Source organism: Pseudomonas sp. HP_01, assembly GCF_055284355.1.
The window spans coordinates 148290-164182 of sequence record NZ_JBTOPV010000045.1 but is presented as its reverse complement, the minus strand read 5'-3'; the positions used below and the strand labels follow the sequence as shown (position 1 = coordinate 164182).

At 58.4% G+C, this 15893-nt stretch carries 13 protein-coding genes; 7 read left to right on the top strand and 6 right to left on the bottom strand.

Features of this window, described 5'->3' with window-relative positions; genetic code table 11:
• The first annotated feature begins 100 nt into the window (after positions 1–100).
• Both trbL and ACYAR8_RS20675 read left to right on the top strand, forming a co-directional pair.
• Positions 101–1666, top strand: coding sequence for a P-type conjugative transfer protein TrbL (trbL, locus tag ACYAR8_RS20680; protein ID WP_463580904.1), 1566 nt, complete (start codon positions 101–103; stop codon positions 1664–1666).
• On the top strand, positions 1663–1986 hold the full coding sequence (locus tag ACYAR8_RS20675) for a hypothetical protein (protein WP_463580903.1): 324 nt from the start codon (positions 1663–1665) through the stop codon (positions 1984–1986). Before trbL ends, ACYAR8_RS20675 begins: the two co-directional genes overlap by 4 nt.
• Positions 1987–2303: 317 nt before the next feature.
• Here the strand turns inward: ACYAR8_RS20675 and ACYAR8_RS20670 are convergent, their stop codons facing one another.
• Both ACYAR8_RS20670 and ACYAR8_RS20665 read right to left on the bottom strand, forming a co-directional pair.
• Positions 2304–3557, bottom strand: a complete 1254-nt coding sequence (locus ACYAR8_RS20670) for a replication protein (protein ID WP_463580902.1) — start codon at positions 3555–3557, stop codon at positions 2304–2306.
• A gap of 57 nt (positions 3558–3614) precedes the next feature.
• Positions 3615–3833, bottom strand: coding sequence for a helix-turn-helix transcriptional regulator (locus ACYAR8_RS20665; protein ID WP_463580901.1), 219 nt, complete (start codon positions 3831–3833; stop codon positions 3615–3617).
• Positions 3834–3915: 82 nt separating this feature from the next.
• Here ACYAR8_RS20665 and ACYAR8_RS20660 point away from each other — a divergent pair, with 82 nt between their 5' ends.
• Together ACYAR8_RS20660 and ACYAR8_RS20655 are read left to right on the top strand one after the other, a co-directional pair.
• A complete protein-coding gene (locus ACYAR8_RS20660) occupies positions 3916–4857 on the top strand; it encodes a LuxR family transcriptional regulator (RefSeq protein WP_463580900.1) in 942 nt (313 codons plus the stop codon).
• A gap of 290 nt (positions 4858–5147) precedes the next feature.
• Complete coding sequence (locus ACYAR8_RS20655) at positions 5148–5876, top strand: hypothetical protein (protein ID WP_463580899.1); 729 nt, start codon at positions 5148–5150, stop codon at positions 5874–5876.
• 50 nt (positions 5877–5926) lie between these two features.
• Here the strand turns inward: ACYAR8_RS20655 and ACYAR8_RS20650 are convergent, their stop codons facing one another.
• From ACYAR8_RS20650 to ACYAR8_RS20635, 4 genes are all read right to left on the bottom strand, one after another.
• Positions 5927–7138, bottom strand: a complete 1212-nt coding sequence (locus ACYAR8_RS20650; protein WP_463580898.1) for a tyrosine-type recombinase/integrase — start codon at positions 7136–7138, stop codon at positions 5927–5929.
• A gap of 306 nt (positions 7139–7444) precedes the next feature.
• Entirely contained in the window at positions 7445–9022 is a 1578-nt protein-coding gene (gene guaA / locus ACYAR8_RS20645) for a glutamine-hydrolyzing GMP synthase (protein ID WP_108120879.1), read from the bottom strand.
• Between the two features lie 144 nt (positions 9023–9166).
• Positions 9167–10636, bottom strand: a complete 1470-nt coding sequence (gene guaB, locus ACYAR8_RS20640; protein ID WP_065989989.1) for an IMP dehydrogenase — start codon at positions 10634–10636, stop codon at positions 9167–9169.
• 126 nt (positions 10637–10762) lie between these two features.
• On the bottom strand, positions 10763–11311 hold the full coding sequence (locus ACYAR8_RS20635) for a sugar ABC transporter ATPase (protein WP_108120964.1): 549 nt from the start codon (positions 11309–11311) through the stop codon (positions 10763–10765).
• A 136-nt stretch (positions 11312–11447) separates the two neighbouring features.
• Between ACYAR8_RS20635 and xseA the strand changes: the two genes are divergently transcribed.
• The 3 genes from xseA to leuA all read left to right on the top strand — a co-directional run bounded on the left by xseA (position 11448) and on the right by leuA (position 15852).
• Positions 11448–12827: an exodeoxyribonuclease VII large subunit gene (xseA, locus tag ACYAR8_RS20630; protein ID WP_172610852.1), complete on the top strand. Its 1380-nt coding sequence runs from the start codon at positions 11448–11450 to the stop codon at positions 12825–12827.
• Positions 12828–12887: 60 nt separating this feature from the next.
• Positions 12888–13685: a peptidoglycan DD-metalloendopeptidase family protein gene (locus ACYAR8_RS20625; RefSeq protein ID WP_074886650.1), complete on the top strand. Its 798-nt coding sequence runs from the start codon at positions 12888–12890 to the stop codon at positions 13683–13685.
• A 481-nt stretch (positions 13686–14166) separates the two neighbouring features.
• Complete coding sequence (gene leuA, locus ACYAR8_RS20620; RefSeq protein WP_074886303.1) at positions 14167–15852, top strand: 2-isopropylmalate synthase; 1686 nt, start codon at positions 14167–14169, stop codon at positions 15850–15852.
• The last annotated feature ends 41 nt before the right edge of the window (positions 15853–15893 follow it).

Sequence of the window (15893 nt, the reverse complement as noted above, 5' to 3'; positions counted from 1 at the left end):
ACTGTGCTGTGGCATCTGATCAACAGAGGAAGCAGCATGACGCAGATGGTGCTTTTGAGGCACGTCCTAACTCTCGCGGCGGCGTTAAGGGGTACTGATTATGGAACGTCGCCTGCTCTTGTTTATTGCCCTAGCAAGCATGCCCTTGGCCGGAAATGCTATAGCTGCAACAGACCTGTCCCATGCCGACACCTCGGTTCAGGGCCTGCTAGATCTTGTTTTGCAGCAGTCTCATCAGTGGTCAGGAAAGCTGGACGACTACGCCATAAGATTATTTTGGCTGCTCGCCACCATCCAGTTCATCTGGACGTTCATGCCTCTGGTCATGAAACAAGCTGATTTGGGCGAGATAGTCGGAGAGCTGCTGCGTTTCATCATGGTGATCGGTTTCTTCCTGGCAGTAATGACCTACTCCGTGGAATGGTCGACAGCCATTGTTGACAGCTTCCGCGACGCGGCCGCATCAGCGAGCGGTCTTGGCCGAGCGTTAGAACCCGGCGATATGCTCGCGGTAGCCCTGGACTTTGGCCGCACTATGGTGAAGGGCATTTCAGTGTTCTCTCCGGGCAAAGGAGTTCTGATCGCAGTATGCGCGATACTGGTCTTGGCGTGCTTCGCCTTTATCGCAGCTTTTATGTTTGTGACGCTCGTAGAGGCCTACGTAATCATCAACGCGTCAGTGCTGTTCTACGGTTTTGGTGGCTCGCAATGGACACGTGATTTCGCGATTGCGCCCATGCGGTTCACCGTGGCAATCGGCGCGAAGTTGTTCGTCTTGACTCTGATCGTCGGACTGATCGTACAGTCGGCCAAAGAATGGTTGGCTGCCTACACCAACGACGAAGCCTCATTGATGACAATGGTCGGTTTAGCCTTGGTGTGCTGCTACCTGACGAAGACGATTCCTGACCTAATCGGCGGCATGATTAGCGGCACGTCAATGGGCGGCGGCTCGGCCATTGGTGGGATGGCAGTGGCTGGTGCTGCCGGGGCGGCAGCAGCAGCGGCCACTATCGCCACAGCTGGGGCTGCCGCTCCTGCTGCTGGTGCTCTCGGCGCTTCTGGGACGGGCGTTGCCGCCGGTGCCAGTGGGGCGGGCGGCGGTCTGGCCACCTCGATCAACTCCAGCTTTGCCGGTGCGCCTGCAGCGACCGCCTCCAGCGGCAGTGCAACCGCTGGCATCGGTACAAGCACGGGCGGACAAGCAGCAGCCAAAGGGGCAGCGGCGTCCGGTACTCGAGTAGGTGGGAGCGCGGCCCCACAGCAAACGGCAAGCAGCGCTAAGCAGGCCACCGAGCAGGCTGGAAAAAACGCCCAGAGCAGCAATGACAAAGACCAACAAGCGACGCAGCAAGGGAGCGTTGTCAGATCCGGCAGCGCACTTTCCCAAGCAGCCAATGGCGGAGCAAAGGCACTCGGAGTAATGGCGGCAATTGCCGTGCCGGGCATGGAGAACGCGCACTCTTTTTCTCTTGGTGCCGGCTCTTCATCACCAGCTTCTGATGAGTCCAATACGACCGTTCCGCCCCATAACGGAGATGCTGCAGAAGCAGAGTCCAACCTTATTCGTCCGGCCTCTGAAAGCAATTCCACACCCGACCAACTGACATCGCTAAATGTGCCAGGAATCGCCTCAAGCAACGACCAACCGGAGAAAGAAGCATGATGGCAATATTGAAGTTCGCAGGATTCGCCATGTTCGCATCCTCCTCCGCAATCGCCTTATGGGCGCTCGGTAGATGGCTGCGCAGCAAAGGCCATGGACCATTGCTCGATAGACTGGATCAACAATGGACTGCTATGCAGCTTCGAGTTAGTCCGCTGGCCCTTTCGGCCTCCTTTCACATGTTTTCCGGAGCGCAGCATCTGAATCGCCTCCCTTTACTGGGTAGCAAGAGCAGTGCAGCCCAGGCCCAACAAATTTTGAGGGCGATACGAACGGTGCAGAAAGCTCAAAGGCGAGAGGCCCCCGAGAATCACCAGTAGCTCATCCAGCAGTAAGGGCGGGAGCATCACCACTCCCCGCCCATTTTCAGCGATGAGCTATTAGCAACATTGGTAATACGCACGGACTTCGAACATCCCTCAAAGGAAGAAGAATCGGTGAGGCGAGGCTGCGGATAACCTGCGCGAATGGGCCGCCGTCAAAACCCCGGGGGCTTCGCCATTAGTAATACGCACGGACTTGTGCCAACTACCGCTATCCCTGTGATCCTTCCGCCTTTGGTGCAAACCAGACTGTGTTGATATCAAAAGCCCGAGAGTTTTTCTGTGTGTAATACGCACGGACTCGTCTCTGGCTCCTAGGCCGTTGGCTTACCTGCTCGATACCAACTGCGGCGACTCATCCCAAGGGCATCCCAAGGCTTCTGGCGGGTCAGGGACGCTTGTTCGTAGGTTTCCCGGCCTACCGCACCTGCGGCGCGTCGGCGCGCTTCCTCGCGCTTCCTGTGACGTTCTGCGGCCTCGGCCTGGCTGACGATGGTTTTGAGCTGCCGCTGTTCCTCGGTGGTGATTCTGAACAGGTTGATAAGGGTGTCGTTCTTGGGCGTGTAAAGGGGCGCGAACTCTTTGCCTCCAAAGGTGACTTTCTCCCCGGCCTCGTAGGCTTTGGCCTTGCTGAACAGCGTCATCAATTCCTTGGAACGGCTGTTCCAGTGCGGATCGAGTTCGCGGGCCAGTGCGGCCGCTTCGTGATACATCTGCTTGCTGTTAGTCGCCCCGGACAGCAGCAGGAAGTTGAGCCGCCAGAACAGGTGCTGCATCCGGCTGCCTTCGCCGACGCCGCCGCGCAGCTCGGCCAGCTTGCGCAGGTCTTCGAGGCGATCCCAAGCAAGCTGACGGCCTGAGAATCCGCGCAGGCTGTCGGCTTTGCCTCCGAGCACCAAAAGGAACGGCTTTTTCTTGGTGCGGCTCTCGGCCTGTTCCTGCCGTTGCTGCTCGATAGTCCAGCGGGCCGCCGGTAGCAGTGTCTCAGCCAGATACTCGAAGTTGTAGCGGATTGGCTGGCCATCGGTTCCCGTCTGGACGTGAACCACGCGGCAGACCTCGCCGCTCTTGCTGTTGACTGTCTCCACGGTGCGCAGCACGCGGCTAGCGTCCTTGGCCATGGGGTCGGCGCCGACGTGGGCAAGGCGATCTACAAGGTAGCGTTGGCAGGCGTTCCAGCGGGGTAAGGCTTGGCGAGGTATCGTGCCCTCAAGCAGCCATTTGGCTTGTATGCCTCGGCCGCTGTAGATCAGTATCGAGGGCGCGGGCAACCCCGTGTCGGCGCAAAGGAACAGCACGGAGGCGGCCAGCTCGTCGGGCTTGCGGCTAGCTAACGAGGGCACGCGGTAGGTATCGAGGTCAGCGAACAGCAGGCCCAGCCGCAACAGATTGACGACGCGCCGATTGGGCCGAATGAACTCAGCCTGCGAAATCCAAGTGTCAATCTTTTTGTCCAACAGATTTAGCACCTTTGGCATGTCGGCCAAGCGATGAGAGGACTGCCGCTTTCCACCACGAGAATCGACGAGCAATGAGAAAAACCCGCTCCTAGTACTATCGTGATACATCTGCGCCTCGTCCCCAGGACTGAACAGCGCAAGCTGCGGGATAGCACCCCGCACCGCTTAGACCGCCCTTCCCGGCCTACGCGCGCGGCCTGCCTCCTTGCATGTATCTATCCACTGTTCAACCTCAGCTAAATCCCAGACGACCTTGCGGCTACTCAACGCAATTCGGCGCGGGAACTTCCCCTTCATCTCAAAGTTATAGATCGTGCGCTCACACAGCGGAATCATCGTCAGGAGCGTCTTTTTGTCGATGAGTTTTCTATTCAATGTATGCATTGCTAGGCCCTACCAGTCACTGCGAATGAGTGCCTGATCGTGCCTTTGGGTACCTATTGCTTCGACGGAATGATTGGCTAAAATGGTTGACATGAAAAAACAATCAACCATAGCCATTTGGGAAGGGTGTGACGCCACCGTTTCAGAGGCCATAAAACAGTTCGGTGACCGCTGGAGCGCCTACTCCACGGCCTCGAAACGCTATCCCATCACGAGGCTAGTAGAGGAACTCATCGACCCGACCGTCGCGGCGTACGCCAAAGAAATTCCTGCGCGCTACCAAGGGCATATACCTGGAGCCGGTACGGGCGTGGCGTTCAGTGCGATCATGAAACTGGTAGGGTTTCTCGCCATGATCCGCTTGCAGCGGCAACTGCTACGTGCCTTTGTTTTGACCCACGACCAACAGTCGAAGAAAGATCGCTGCTTTATTGGGACGCTCGAGACGCTGATCGAATTGGTGATGGCATGTAAGCGCAAGAAACCGTCATCTGAAGATGTAGGCGGCTTAAACAGCCAGCGCTTGAAAGGCTTTTGTAGGTTCTGTGGCAGTCAAGCCGAGCTAGCATCCTTCGCTACTGGTGAGGGTCAGCGCGACCCCGACGAACACCTACGCCTGAGCAACCTTTACTGCACAACGCATCGTCCAAAGACGCATGATGGCAGCTGGAATCCTGCGTATAGGCAAGCAAAAAGGGCCGTAGCGCAGTTTGACCTTGAACTGGCGAGATTGAGCAGACAATGCGCGATACGAGCAGAGCCTAAGGCAAAGTCAGGTGACGAGCTCTTCGACGCGTATATCTTTCGATACATGCTTAGCCGAACCCTACACTTAGCGGACGAAGCGGAGCTAAGAAATCTCGCTCGACTAATGGTGGACGCGAAGCTGACAGACCGAAGAAAGCAAATCCTCGTACTGCAAAAACTCGGCTTCAACCAGTCAGAAATAGCTCGCAGACTGGAGATCGAGCGCCAAGCAGTATCCAAAGCTCTTCGCTCAATTCCTGATTGCTTTAGACTTTAGAAAGCATGAGTGAGTCAAACTGCGTCATCGCACACATAGGCCCAAACGTTTGCATTCGACGCATCCAGTCACTTGCATTTGATCTGACCAGATTTCGGACATGATTAACGGCAAAACAGTTATCCACGACCAGCAGCCTCCCTTTTTCCGGCCCTTGCTTCTGAAGAAAAATGGCTGCCTAGTTATTTTCGCGTCCTCGCGTCGTGGCGGCTTCTTACAAATCTGGAACTTTACAGACCATCTTAGGCATCACAATACAAACCACCTAAATTACACAGAGCGGTTATTACATGGAAAGTGCTACGGAACTCAACGTAAATTCAGGCTATACAGCAGCGATAGAAGACTTAAAAAGGCGAGCCAAGCGTTCTAGGACAGCAAGACTATATATAGCTTTGGGCTTATTAATTTTAATGAGTCTTGCAGTGGCGGCTGTGTTTAGTTCGAGTCAGACAAGGACATACTCACTCCGAGAACTTGGCGAGAAAATCTCTTTTAACAAAATGCGTGACCCTGGATTATTTTTACGCAAATCCAACGATCTTCTCGAGAAAATTTATCCTGACAGCATCATTAACATGGGAAGGCGGATGGATGGCGAAGACTTCAAGGAAGAAAGTTTCACAATGGATGAGCGCACCGCCTACATGAGCGAGCTTGAGCAACTGGTGAATTTCTATGAGCGCACCCAGACAGCGTATTCGAAACAGCCATTCGTACCTGAAACACCGGAATGGACAAGCTCCGTATCGTCTATGGCTTTTACATTTGGTGCTATAGCTGTTTCAATTCTATTATTCCAGACAGCAGTTTCCTTTATAAGGTATTACTCACAGCTAGCAGAGCTTTATGACTCGCAAGCTAGCGCGCTATTGGCTGCAAATAACGACCCAGAAAAGTTTGTAAAATACTCAGAGATGCTCTCTCCATCAGTCGTTAGTTTCGGAAAGCCTCCTGTGAGTGTTTATGAGCGAGCATTTGAAGCAATAGCGTCAATTAGAGGAAAAGAGACGAAGTAAAGACTGAACACAGAACTCAGAAGAACCCGCCTCTGGCGGGTTCCTTTTTGCTACTCATTTGTTTTACGAGATTTCTTAAGCGTCCATTCATCAACCATATCGGCCCAATCCTGCAACATCGCACGGCGCTGGTCGCGATATTCAGCCTTGTTGTAAACGGCTCGCACCCCCTTCTGTTCGTGCGCCAAACACTTCTCGATCCAGTCAGAGTTGTAACCCGCCTCATGCAGCAGCGTGCTAGCTGTGCGGCGTAGGTCGTGGGGGCCGAACTTTCCTAGAGGTACCCCTTCCTTTTGAGCAAGACGGTAGGTCAGCGTCAGTACCTGATTGATCGTAGCCGCACTCATTGGCAAATCAGAGTCGCAGCGTGACGGCAGAACGTACTCAGAACCTCCAGCCAAGGTCTTTAACGCGATAAAGAAATCCAGCGCCTGCCGGGACAGAAACACCAAATGAGGGTTGCGGCGCTTCATCCGCTCTTTGGGGATCGTCCATAGCGCCTCGCTGAAATTGATCTCACTCCACGTCGCGTTGGTCAGCTCGCTCTTACGCACCATCGTCAGCAGCAGGAGTTTGGCTGCGGCACGAACCGACGTTGCCGTTCCGATCCGATCCATGTACTGGTACATCAGCGCGATTTCATCAGGCGTCAAAGCCCGGTCGCGTGGCTCGAATTTGGCAATGCTGGCAGACCTTACTAAATCCGCGGGGTTTTCAACCTTCTGGCCACGCTCAATGGCCCAGCGAAAGACCTGTAGCACGATCTCACGCGAATGGACGGCGGTTGCAGGCGCCCCCCGCTCCACTATCGCGTCAGTCAGCGCTCGCAGGTCCTCGTGAGTGATTTCAGCCAGCTTCTGATTGCCAAACTTCGGCTTCAATTCGCGCTCATAGACTGATCGGCGCATATCGCGTGTCGAGTCCGCCATTTGATAGCCGCGCAGCCATTTTTCAGCCCAATCATCAAAGGTCTCTGCACCCTTCGTGCGCGCCTTCGCACGCGCCTTCTCCTTAGCTGGCGACTTACCTGCGGAGATCATCTTCTTCGCCTCCCCTAGCCGCTCACGTGCTTCTGCTAGGGTGATCCCGCCCAAGCCATAACGACCGAAGGTGACGGTCTCCTGCCGGCCATTGATGGAGTAGTTGTAGCGAAAGGAGATTGAGCCGGCCGGTGTAACCGCCACGTACAAACCATCGCGGTCAATCACCTTGTAGATCTTGTCTTGCGGCTTGAGGTTTCGGAGCTTGGTATCAGTGAGCATGGCTTCCACTTTTCTAATGAAAAAATACCATGCTCTGAAAAGCGCGGAAGAATGGGGTTTCCCCCAGTCAAACCGGGCCTCTTGGCTATCTCGATACCATGCCCGCGCTGATAAGAGGAGCATGGTATCAAGCATCATGCATGGCATCGGATGCAGTTAGTACCCCGTACCATGCCATAAAAAATACATGCTTGGCGATGCAAAACGCTGCCAGAATTTGCCAAACCCAAAAAGCCAAAAGCCCGCAATTACGCGGGCTCCAGGGCATTTCTTGCTAGTTGGTGCCGGACAATACCGGACGTCCCATCATTCCCACTCAATCGTCGCAGGCGGCTTGCTCGACACGTCATAAGTCACGCGCGAGATACCTTCGATCTCATTGATGATCCGGCCGCTCACCGTTTCCAGCAGTTCGTAAGGCAGGTGCGCCCAACGTGCGGTCATGAAGTCGATGGTTTCTACGGCACGCAGGGCCACGACCCAGGCGTAACGACGGCCGTCGCCGACCACGCCAACCGATTTCACCGGCTGGAACACGACGAAAGCCTGGCTGACCTTGTGGTACCAGTCGGCTTTGCGCAGTTCTTCGATGAAGATGTGGTCGGCGCGACGCAGCAGGTCAGCGTATTCCTTCTTCACTTCACCGAGGATACGCACGCCCAGGCCCGGGCCCGGGAATGGGTGGCGGTAGACCATGTCGTACGGCAGGCCCAGTTCCAGGCCCAGACGACGGACTTCGTCCTTGAACAGTTCGCGCAGGGGCTCGACCAGTTTCAGGTTCATCTCTTCCGGCAGGCCGCCCACGTTGTGGTGCGACTTGATGACGTGGGCCTTGCCGCTCTTGGCGCCGGCGGACTCGATCACGTCAGGGTAGATGGTGCCCTGGGCCAGGTATTTGATGTTGTCGAGCTTGGTCGACTCGGCGTCGAACACGTCGATGAAGGTGCGCCCGATGATCTTGCGCTTCTTCTCCGGGTCGCTTTCGCCGGCCAGGTTGTTGAGGAACTGGTCCTCGGCATTGGCGCGGATCACCTTGACGCCCATGTTCTCGGCGAACATGGCCATGACTTGCTCACCTTCGTGCAGACGCAGCAGGCCGTTGTCGACGAAGACGCAGGTCAGTTGGTCGCCGATGGCTTTGTGCAGCAGCGCTGCGACCACCGAGGAGTCAACACCGCCAGACAGACCCAGCAGCACGTTGTCGGTGCCGACCTGGGCGCGCACCTGGGCGATGGCGTCTTCAGCGATCTTGGACGGGGTCCACAGCGCTTCGCAGCCGCAGATGTCGAGGATGAAGCGCGACAGGATGCGACCGCCCTGCTTGGTGTGGGTCACTTCCGGGTGGAACTGCACGCCGTAGTAGCCGCGGGTGTCGTCGGCCATGCCGGCGATCGGACAGCTTGGGGTGCTGGCCAGTACGTGGAAGCCTTCCGGGATCTCGGTGACTTTGTCGCCGTGGCTCATCCAGACGTCGAGACCGAAAACGCCGTCAGCGTCGACGTGGTCTTCGATGCCATCCAGCACTCGGCTCTTGCCGACGACGTCGACACGGGCATAACCGAACTCACGCAATTCAGAGCCGGCCACGCGGCCGCCGAGCTGCTCGGCCATGGTTTGCATGCCGTAGCAGATACCGAAGATCGGCACGTTCAGGTCGAACACGGCCTGCGGCGCGCGCGGGCTGTCAGCGACGTGGACGGATTCGGGGCCGCCGGCGAGGATGATGCCTTTCGGGGCGAATTCGCGGATCGCTTCGTCCGACATGTCGAACGGGTGCAGTTCACAGTAAACGCCGATTTCGCGAACGCGACGGGCGATCAGCTGGGTGTACTGGGAACCGAAGTCCAGGATCAGGATGCGGTGGGCGTGAATGTCGAGGGCCATGAGAGGACTCTAGATAGAGCAGCTTCAAGCCTCAAGCTTCAAGCTGCAAGGTGTCAGGGGCCGCAGATCCGTAGCGACAGGCCTAAAGGCGGTGCCGCTACAGATCGCTTGTAGCTAGTAACTATCAACTTGTGGCTGGAGGCGTCAGCCGACCCGGTAGTTCGGCGCTTCCTTGGTGATCTGCACGTCGTGAACGTGGGACTCAGCCATGCCGGCACCGGTGATGCGTACGAATTCAGGCTTGGTGCGCATTTCGTGGATGTCGGCGCTGCCGGTGTAACCCATCGAAGAGCGCAGGCCGCCCATCAACTGGTGAACGATGGCAGTCAGAGAACCCTTGTACGCAACGCGGCCTTCGATACCTTCCGGTACGAGCTTTTCCGCGCCGTCGGACGAGTCCTGGAAGTAACGGTCCGACGATCCCTGGGCCTGGGACATGGCGCCCAGCGAACCCATGCCGCGATAGGCCTTGTACGAACGGCCCTGGAACAGCTCGATCTCGCCCGGGGCTTCTTCGGTACCGGCAAACATCGAGCCCATCATCACGCAGTAGGCACCGGCAACGATGGCCTTGGACAGGTCACCCGAGAAACGGATGCCGCCGTCGGCGATCAGCGGAACGTCAGTGCCTTCCAGTGCCGAAGCCACATTGGCAATGGCGCTGATTTGCGGGACGCCCACGCCTGCCACGATACGGGTGGTGCAGATGGAGCCAGGACCGATGCCGACCTTGACGCCGTCAGCGCCAGCTTCAACCAGTGCGAGCGCAGCGGCGCCGGTGGCGATGTTGCCGCCGATGACTTGCACGTCTGGGAAGTTCTGTTTGACCCAGCGAACGCGGTCGATCACGCCTTTGGAGTGGCCGTGTGCGGTGTCGACAACGATAACGTCAACGCCCGCAGCCACCAGCGCGCTAACGCGTTCGCCGGTGTCTTTGCCGGTGCCGACCGCAGCGCCGACACGCAGACGACCCTGGTCGTCTTTGCTCGCCAGTGGCCAGGCTTTGGATTTCTCGATGTCCTTGACGGTCATCATGCCCTTGAGCGCGAACTTGTCGTCGACGATCAGGACTTTTTCCAGGCGGTGCTTGTGCAGCAGATCGCGCACTTCGTACTTGTCGGCGCCTTCGCGGACGGTGACCAGACGCTCTTTCGGCGTCATCACTTCGCGAACAGGCACATCAAGACGGGTTTCAAAGCGGACGTCGCGGGAGGTCACGATGCCGACGAGCTCGCCGTCATGCAGGACCGGAACGCCGGAGATGTTGTGTTGACGGGTCAGTTCGAACAGATCGCGAACAGTGGCGTCAGCCTCGATGGTGATCGGATCCTTGACCACACCCGCTTCGAACTTCTTGACCTTGCGCACTTCGGCAGCTTGCTGCTCGACGGTCATGTTCTTGTGGATGATGCCGATGCCGCCTTCCTGAGCCATGGCGATTGCCAGACGGGCTTCAGTGACGGTGTCCATAGCGGCGGAAACGAGGGGGATGTTGAGTTCGATGCCACGGGTCAATCGTGTTTTCAGACTGACTTCGTTGGGAAGCACCTCGGAATAACCGGGCACAAGGAGAATGTCGTCGAATGTAAGGGCTTCTTGGCTGATACGCAGCATCGCTGGGCTCCCGAGCGGGAAAATGGAAGCGCGCCATTGTACCCAGACACCTGCAGTATCTCAATGTAAAGATCAGGCTATTTACGCATGAGCCGGATTACGGCGCCCAATGACAGCCGCGCAGATCTACATCCTGACTTTGACGTGGGACACCGGACGGTCCATCCGTTCGGCAAACGCCTCGACAAAGCTGCTTTTGAAACCGGCATCCAGCCAATTGTTGAAGATGAACCCCAGATTCGAGAACCCGCACGGTTCAAGAAACAGGAAGCCGTTGATGTCGTCTTCATGGCGGCATTCGGGGCACATGAAGTTGTCGGTGTGGCCCGGCATCCAGTCTTCCAGGCTGTCGAACAGGGCTTCGCCGATCTCGCGCCGGCATTCCGGGCAACCGGCCTCCTCCTTGAAACCCTTCTGCGGTGTATAGATGCAGCGCTTGAGGACGATTTCCAGACCGTTGACCGGTTGACCGAATGGCAAGGCGTCAGGGTTTTCGACGAAGCGTCGCGCGCCCGGGGCAACCGCGTAGGCCATGCGGTTGAAGCTGCGCCCACAGGTGGTCAGCGATTCTTCGACGACGTTCAGCTTCACCAGCCAGCGCAGGATCGCCCGCGCCTTCGCTTCGTGCGCAGGAAAGCTGGAGATTTGCGGGACGATGATGCTTTGGGTGTCCATGACGGGCCTGTCTGACAAGTAATCGGGGGGCGGCAGCTTAATCGCGCTGTCGGTGACGTCAAGTATGGCCGTCGGGGCGCGCGCCGCCAGCGATCTCATCTGGTGACCCGTGCCCCAAAGCCTTTATGATGCCGCCATGATCAAAGACCCCTTCGCAAGACTCGGCCTTGACCGGGACGTCCTCACTGTCAGCCAGCTCAACGGCCGCGCACGCGTGCTGCTGGAAGATGTGTTTTCCAGCATCTGGGTGGAGGGCGAGATTTCCAACCTCTCGCGTCCGGCCTCCGGGCACGTTTACTTCACGCTGAAGGACTCCGGCGCCCAGGTCCGTTGCGCGTTGTTTCGCAGCAACGCGGCACGGGTGCGTCAGGCGCTGAAAGATGGCCTGGCGGTCAAGGTACGCGGCAAGGTCTCGCTGTTTGAGGGTCGCGGGGACTACCAGCTGATTCTCGACACCGTCGAGCCTGCTGGCGATGGCGCGCTGCGCCTGGCATTCGACGCGTTGAAGGAGAAGCTCAGCGCCGAAGGAATGTTCAGCGCCGAGCGCAAGGTCGCCCTGCCCCTGCACCCCAAGCGCATTGGCATCATCAGCTCCCCGACCGGTGCGGTGATTCGCGACATCATCAGCGTATTCCGCCGTCGCGCGCCCCAGGTCGAACTCACCCTGATTCCCACCGCCGTGCAGGGCCGCGAGGCGATCGGCCAGATCGTGCGCGCGCTCAAGCTCGCTGACGGCCGCGGCTTTGATGCGTTGATTCTCGCCCGCGGCGGCGGTTCGCTGGAGGACCTCTGGTGCTTCAACGAAGAGGCCGTCGCCCGCGCCATCGATGCGTGCGTGACGCCAATCGTCAGCGCGGTCGGTCACGAAACCGATGTCTCGATCAGTGACTTCGTCGCCGACGTGCGTGCGCCGACGCCCTCCGCCGCCGCTGAGCTGCTGGCGCCGGACTCAAGCGATCTGCACCGCAGGGTTGACAGCCTGGAGCGCCGACTGATCAGCCGCATGCAGGACCGGCTGATGCGCGAGCAATTGCGCCTGGACGGTATTTCCCGCCGCTTGCGTCACCCAGGCGAGCGTCTGCGGCAGCGCGCCCAGCGGCTCGACGACCTTGACATGCGCATGCGCCGGGCCTTTGAGCAACAGATGCACAAGCGCCAGGTGCGCATGAGCCATCTGGAAAGTCGCCTCGCCGCGCAACACCCGGGCCGCACACTGATGTTTCTGCGTCAGCGCCTGGCGGTACTCGCCGAGCGACTGCCCCGTGCGATCAAGGAAAACCTCAAGAGCCGTCGCCTGCAGCTGCAAAGTCAGGTGCAGACGCTCAACGTGGTCAGCCCGCTGGCGACCCTGGGCCGTGGTTACAGTATTTTGCTGGATGAACGCGGCAGGGCCGTTCGCGCTGCCGAGCAGACGCATCAGGGTCAGCGCCTGACGGCAAAGCTGGCGGACGGCGAGCTGCAAGTGCGCGTCGAAGACAATCATCTGACGCCCGTCACCCTTTCACTTCTGGATTGATCAATGCTGCCTTCTCTCTCCCGTTCGCTGGCAACTGCTGCCCTTTCACTGTGTGCAGCCATGTGCGTTGCCCTGCCCGCCTACGCCGACAGCTACATTTCCCGCCTGCTCAACAAGCCGGTACCGGGCGGCGTAGCGGTGGTCGACCTCGGCCCTTCCGCGCAAGCGCCCAAGGCCACGTGGCAGGGCAAACCGGTGCTGGTCGTCAAGGATCAGGACGCGCGCTGGCTGGCCATCGTCGGCATCCCGCTGACCATCAAGCCAGGCAGCCCGCAACAGGTCAGCAGCGGGGGCCGCAACCTGCCTTTCGTGGTGGGCAACAAGAAGTACCCGGAGCAGCGCATTACCCTGAAGAACCAGCGTCAGGTCAATCCGAACCCGGACGACTTGAAGCGCATCGAGCAGGAGCTCGATGTGCAAGTCCGCGCCTACCGTACGTTCAGTCCCGTGACGCCGAGCAACCTTCTGCTGGACAAACCGGTGGACGGGCCGCTCTCCAGCAAATTCGGCGTGCGACGTTTCTTCAACGGCGAGGAGCGTAATCCTCACGCCGGACTGGACTTCGCGGTCCCTGCCGGGACGCCTATCAAGTCGCCAGCGGCGGGCAAGGTGATTCTGATCGGTAACTACTTCTTCAACGGCAACACGGTGTTCGTCGATCACGGGCAGGGCTTCATTAGCATGTTCTGCCACATGTCGAAGATCGACGTGAAAGTCGGCGATGCCGTTCCGCGCGGTGGCGTGGTCGGGCGCGTGGGTTCGACTGGCCGCGCGACGGGGCCGCATATGCACTGGAACATCAGCCTGAATGACGCGCGGGTGGATCCGGCGATTTTCATTAATGCGTTTCAGCCGTAACGCTTGCCCGGGGTAATGGCCCTGTAGGACTGGCTTTAGCCGGGAACGCGTCGGACGCTTCATCGCGAATGTGATGGCGTGAAATCTGGCCCCTTCCCGGCTGAAGCCGGTCCTACAATTGGAATGCATACATCCTGCTGAGCTTGCTCACGAGCACCCATTAGGACCAGCCCCAACCATTACGGCAATTTAATCGCGCAAGCCCTCGAAATACGGCAATAACATCTTGACCATGTGTTTTTAGCGGTAACTTCTCTCAATTTTTCCCAACCGCTTGCCAGCTTTCACCCCATTGGTTACGTTTGGCGACATGAAAACCTCTCACACCCTCATTCTGATGCGTCAACATCGCTGCCTCTGCCTCGTCAGTGCACGACTGCAAAGCTGAACGCGGTGCCTCGACGCTCACCCCGCAGTGCTACTCTCGCATCAACCGGCTGGCCGCCTTCTTTCGGCCCTGAGTACAACAAGGATTATTCACATGACCATGCTCAAAGATCCCTCGACGAAGTACCGCGCCTTTCCTGTCATCGACCTGCCTGACCGCACATGGCCTTCCAAGACCATCACTGCGGCGCCGATCTGGTGCAGCTCCGACTTGCGAGACGGTAACCAGTCACTGATCGAGCCCATGGATGCGGTCAAAAAGCTGCGTTTCTGGAAGACCCTCGTGCAAGTCGGCGTGAAGGAAATCGAAGCCTCCTTCCCTTCCGCCTCGCAAACCGATTTCGACTTCGTGCGCACGCTGATCGAAGACGGCCACATCCCGGACGACACCACCATTCAGGTCCTGACTCAGGCCCGCGAAGACCTCATCGCACGGACGTTCGAATCCCTGCGCGGAGCGAAAAAAGCCATCGTCCACCTGTACAACGCCACCTGCCCGTCCTTCCGCCGCATCGTCTTCAACCAGGACAAAGCCGGCGTCAAGGCCATCGCAGTGAATGCCGCTCAGTTGTTCGTCAAATACGCCGCCCAGCAGCCAGAAACCCAATGGCAGTTCGAGTACTCGCCTGAAACCTTCAGCGCCACCGAGCTGGAGTTCGCCAAGGAAGTCTGCGACGCCGTCATCGAAGTGTGGAACGCAACGCCGCAGAACAAGGTGATCCTGAATTTGCCGGCAACTGTCGAAGTCGCCACCCCGAACATTTACGCCGACCAGATCGAATGGTTCTGCCGCAACATTTCCCGTCGTGACAGCGTGATCATCAGCCTGCACACCCACAACGACCGTGGCACAGGTGTCGCGGCAACCGAGCTGGGCCTGATGGCCGGCGCGGATCGCGTTGAAGGCTGCCTGTTCGGCAACGGTGAGCGCACCGGCAACGTCGACCTCGTGACCGTCGCGCTGAACATGTACACCCAAGGCCTGAATCCGCAACTGGACTTCTCCGACATCGACGGCGTGCGCAAGGTGGTCGAGGAATGCAACCAGATCCCGGTGCACCCACGTCATCCGTACGTTGGCGATCTGGTGCACACCGCGTTCTCCGGCTCTCACCAGGACGCGATCCGCAAGGGCTTCACCCAACAGAAAGACGGCACGCCGTGGGAAGTGCCTTACTTGCCAATCGACCCGGCTGACATTGGCCGCAGCTACGAAGCGGTGATCCGCGTCAACAGCCAGTCCGGCAAGGGTGGTATCACCTACCTGCTCGAACAGGAATACGGGATTTCCCTGCCGCGTCGCATGCAGATCGAGTTCAGCCAGGTGGTTCAGGGCGAGACCGATCGTCTGGGCCTGGAGATGAGCGCTCAACAGATTTACTCGCTGTTCAAGCGTGAATACCTGCAGGCCAATAAGCCGTATGCGTTGGTCAGCCATCGTCTGCAAGAAGAAAATGGCAACAGCGCCGTGGAAGTGGAGGTGACCGGCAAGGGTGACAGCGAGAGCAACCTGCGCTGGAAAGGCACAGGCAATGGCGCGCTGGAAGCATTGGTCGCCGGTCTGCCGGTGCCGGTCGAGATCATGGACTACAACGAGCACGCCATTGGCGCAGGCACCACGGCCAAAGCCGCTGCCTACATCGAACTGCGCGTGAATGGCGACCGCGCGGTACACGGCGTCGGTATCGACGAGAACATCACCACGGCCAGCTTCAAGGCCCTGTTCAGCGCGCTCAACCGTGGCGTGCTGCAAGCTGAAGAGGCGACAAAAGCGGCTTGATTCACTGCGATGCAAAAAGGCCCTGAAGTGAAAGCTTCAGG

What these genes read in the sequence shown, in the direction of transcription:
- ACYAR8_RS20670 (WP_463580902.1), bottom strand. Translation starts at nt 3,557, where the DNA reads ATGTATCACGATAGTACTAGGAGCGGGTTTTTCTCATTGCTCGTCGAT.
- xseA (WP_172610852.1), top strand. Translation starts at nt 11,448, where the DNA reads ATGATCAAAGACCCCTTCGCAAGACTCGGCCTTGACCGGGACGTCCTC.
- trbL (WP_463580904.1), top strand. Translation starts at nt 101, where the DNA reads ATGGAACGTCGCCTGCTCTTGTTTATTGCCCTAGCAAGCATGCCCTTG.
- leuA (WP_074886303.1), top strand. Translation starts at nt 14,167, where the DNA reads ATGACCATGCTCAAAGATCCCTCGACGAAGTACCGCGCCTTTCCTGTC.
- ACYAR8_RS20650 (WP_463580898.1), bottom strand. Translation starts at nt 7,138, where the DNA reads ATGCTCACTGATACCAAGCTCCGAAACCTCAAGCCGCAAGACAAGATC.
- guaB (WP_065989989.1), bottom strand. Translation starts at nt 10,636, where the DNA reads ATGCTGCGTATCAGCCAAGAAGCCCTTACATTCGACGACATTCTCCTT.
- ACYAR8_RS20675 (WP_463580903.1), top strand. Translation starts at nt 1,663, where the DNA reads ATGATGGCAATATTGAAGTTCGCAGGATTCGCCATGTTCGCATCCTCC.
- ACYAR8_RS20660 (WP_463580900.1), top strand. Translation starts at nt 3,916, where the DNA reads ATGGTTGACATGAAAAAACAATCAACCATAGCCATTTGGGAAGGGTGT.
- ACYAR8_RS20655 (WP_463580899.1), top strand. Translation starts at nt 5,148, where the DNA reads ATGGAAAGTGCTACGGAACTCAACGTAAATTCAGGCTATACAGCAGCG.
- guaA (WP_108120879.1), bottom strand. Translation starts at nt 9,022, where the DNA reads ATGGCCCTCGACATTCACGCCCACCGCATCCTGATCCTGGACTTCGGT.
- ACYAR8_RS20665 (WP_463580901.1), bottom strand. Translation starts at nt 3,833, where the DNA reads ATGCATACATTGAATAGAAAACTCATCGACAAAAAGACGCTCCTGACG.
- ACYAR8_RS20625 (WP_074886650.1), top strand. Translation starts at nt 12,888, where the DNA reads ATGTGCGTTGCCCTGCCCGCCTACGCCGACAGCTACATTTCCCGCCTG.
- ACYAR8_RS20635 (WP_108120964.1), bottom strand. Translation starts at nt 11,311, where the DNA reads ATGGACACCCAAAGCATCATCGTCCCGCAAATCTCCAGCTTTCCTGCG.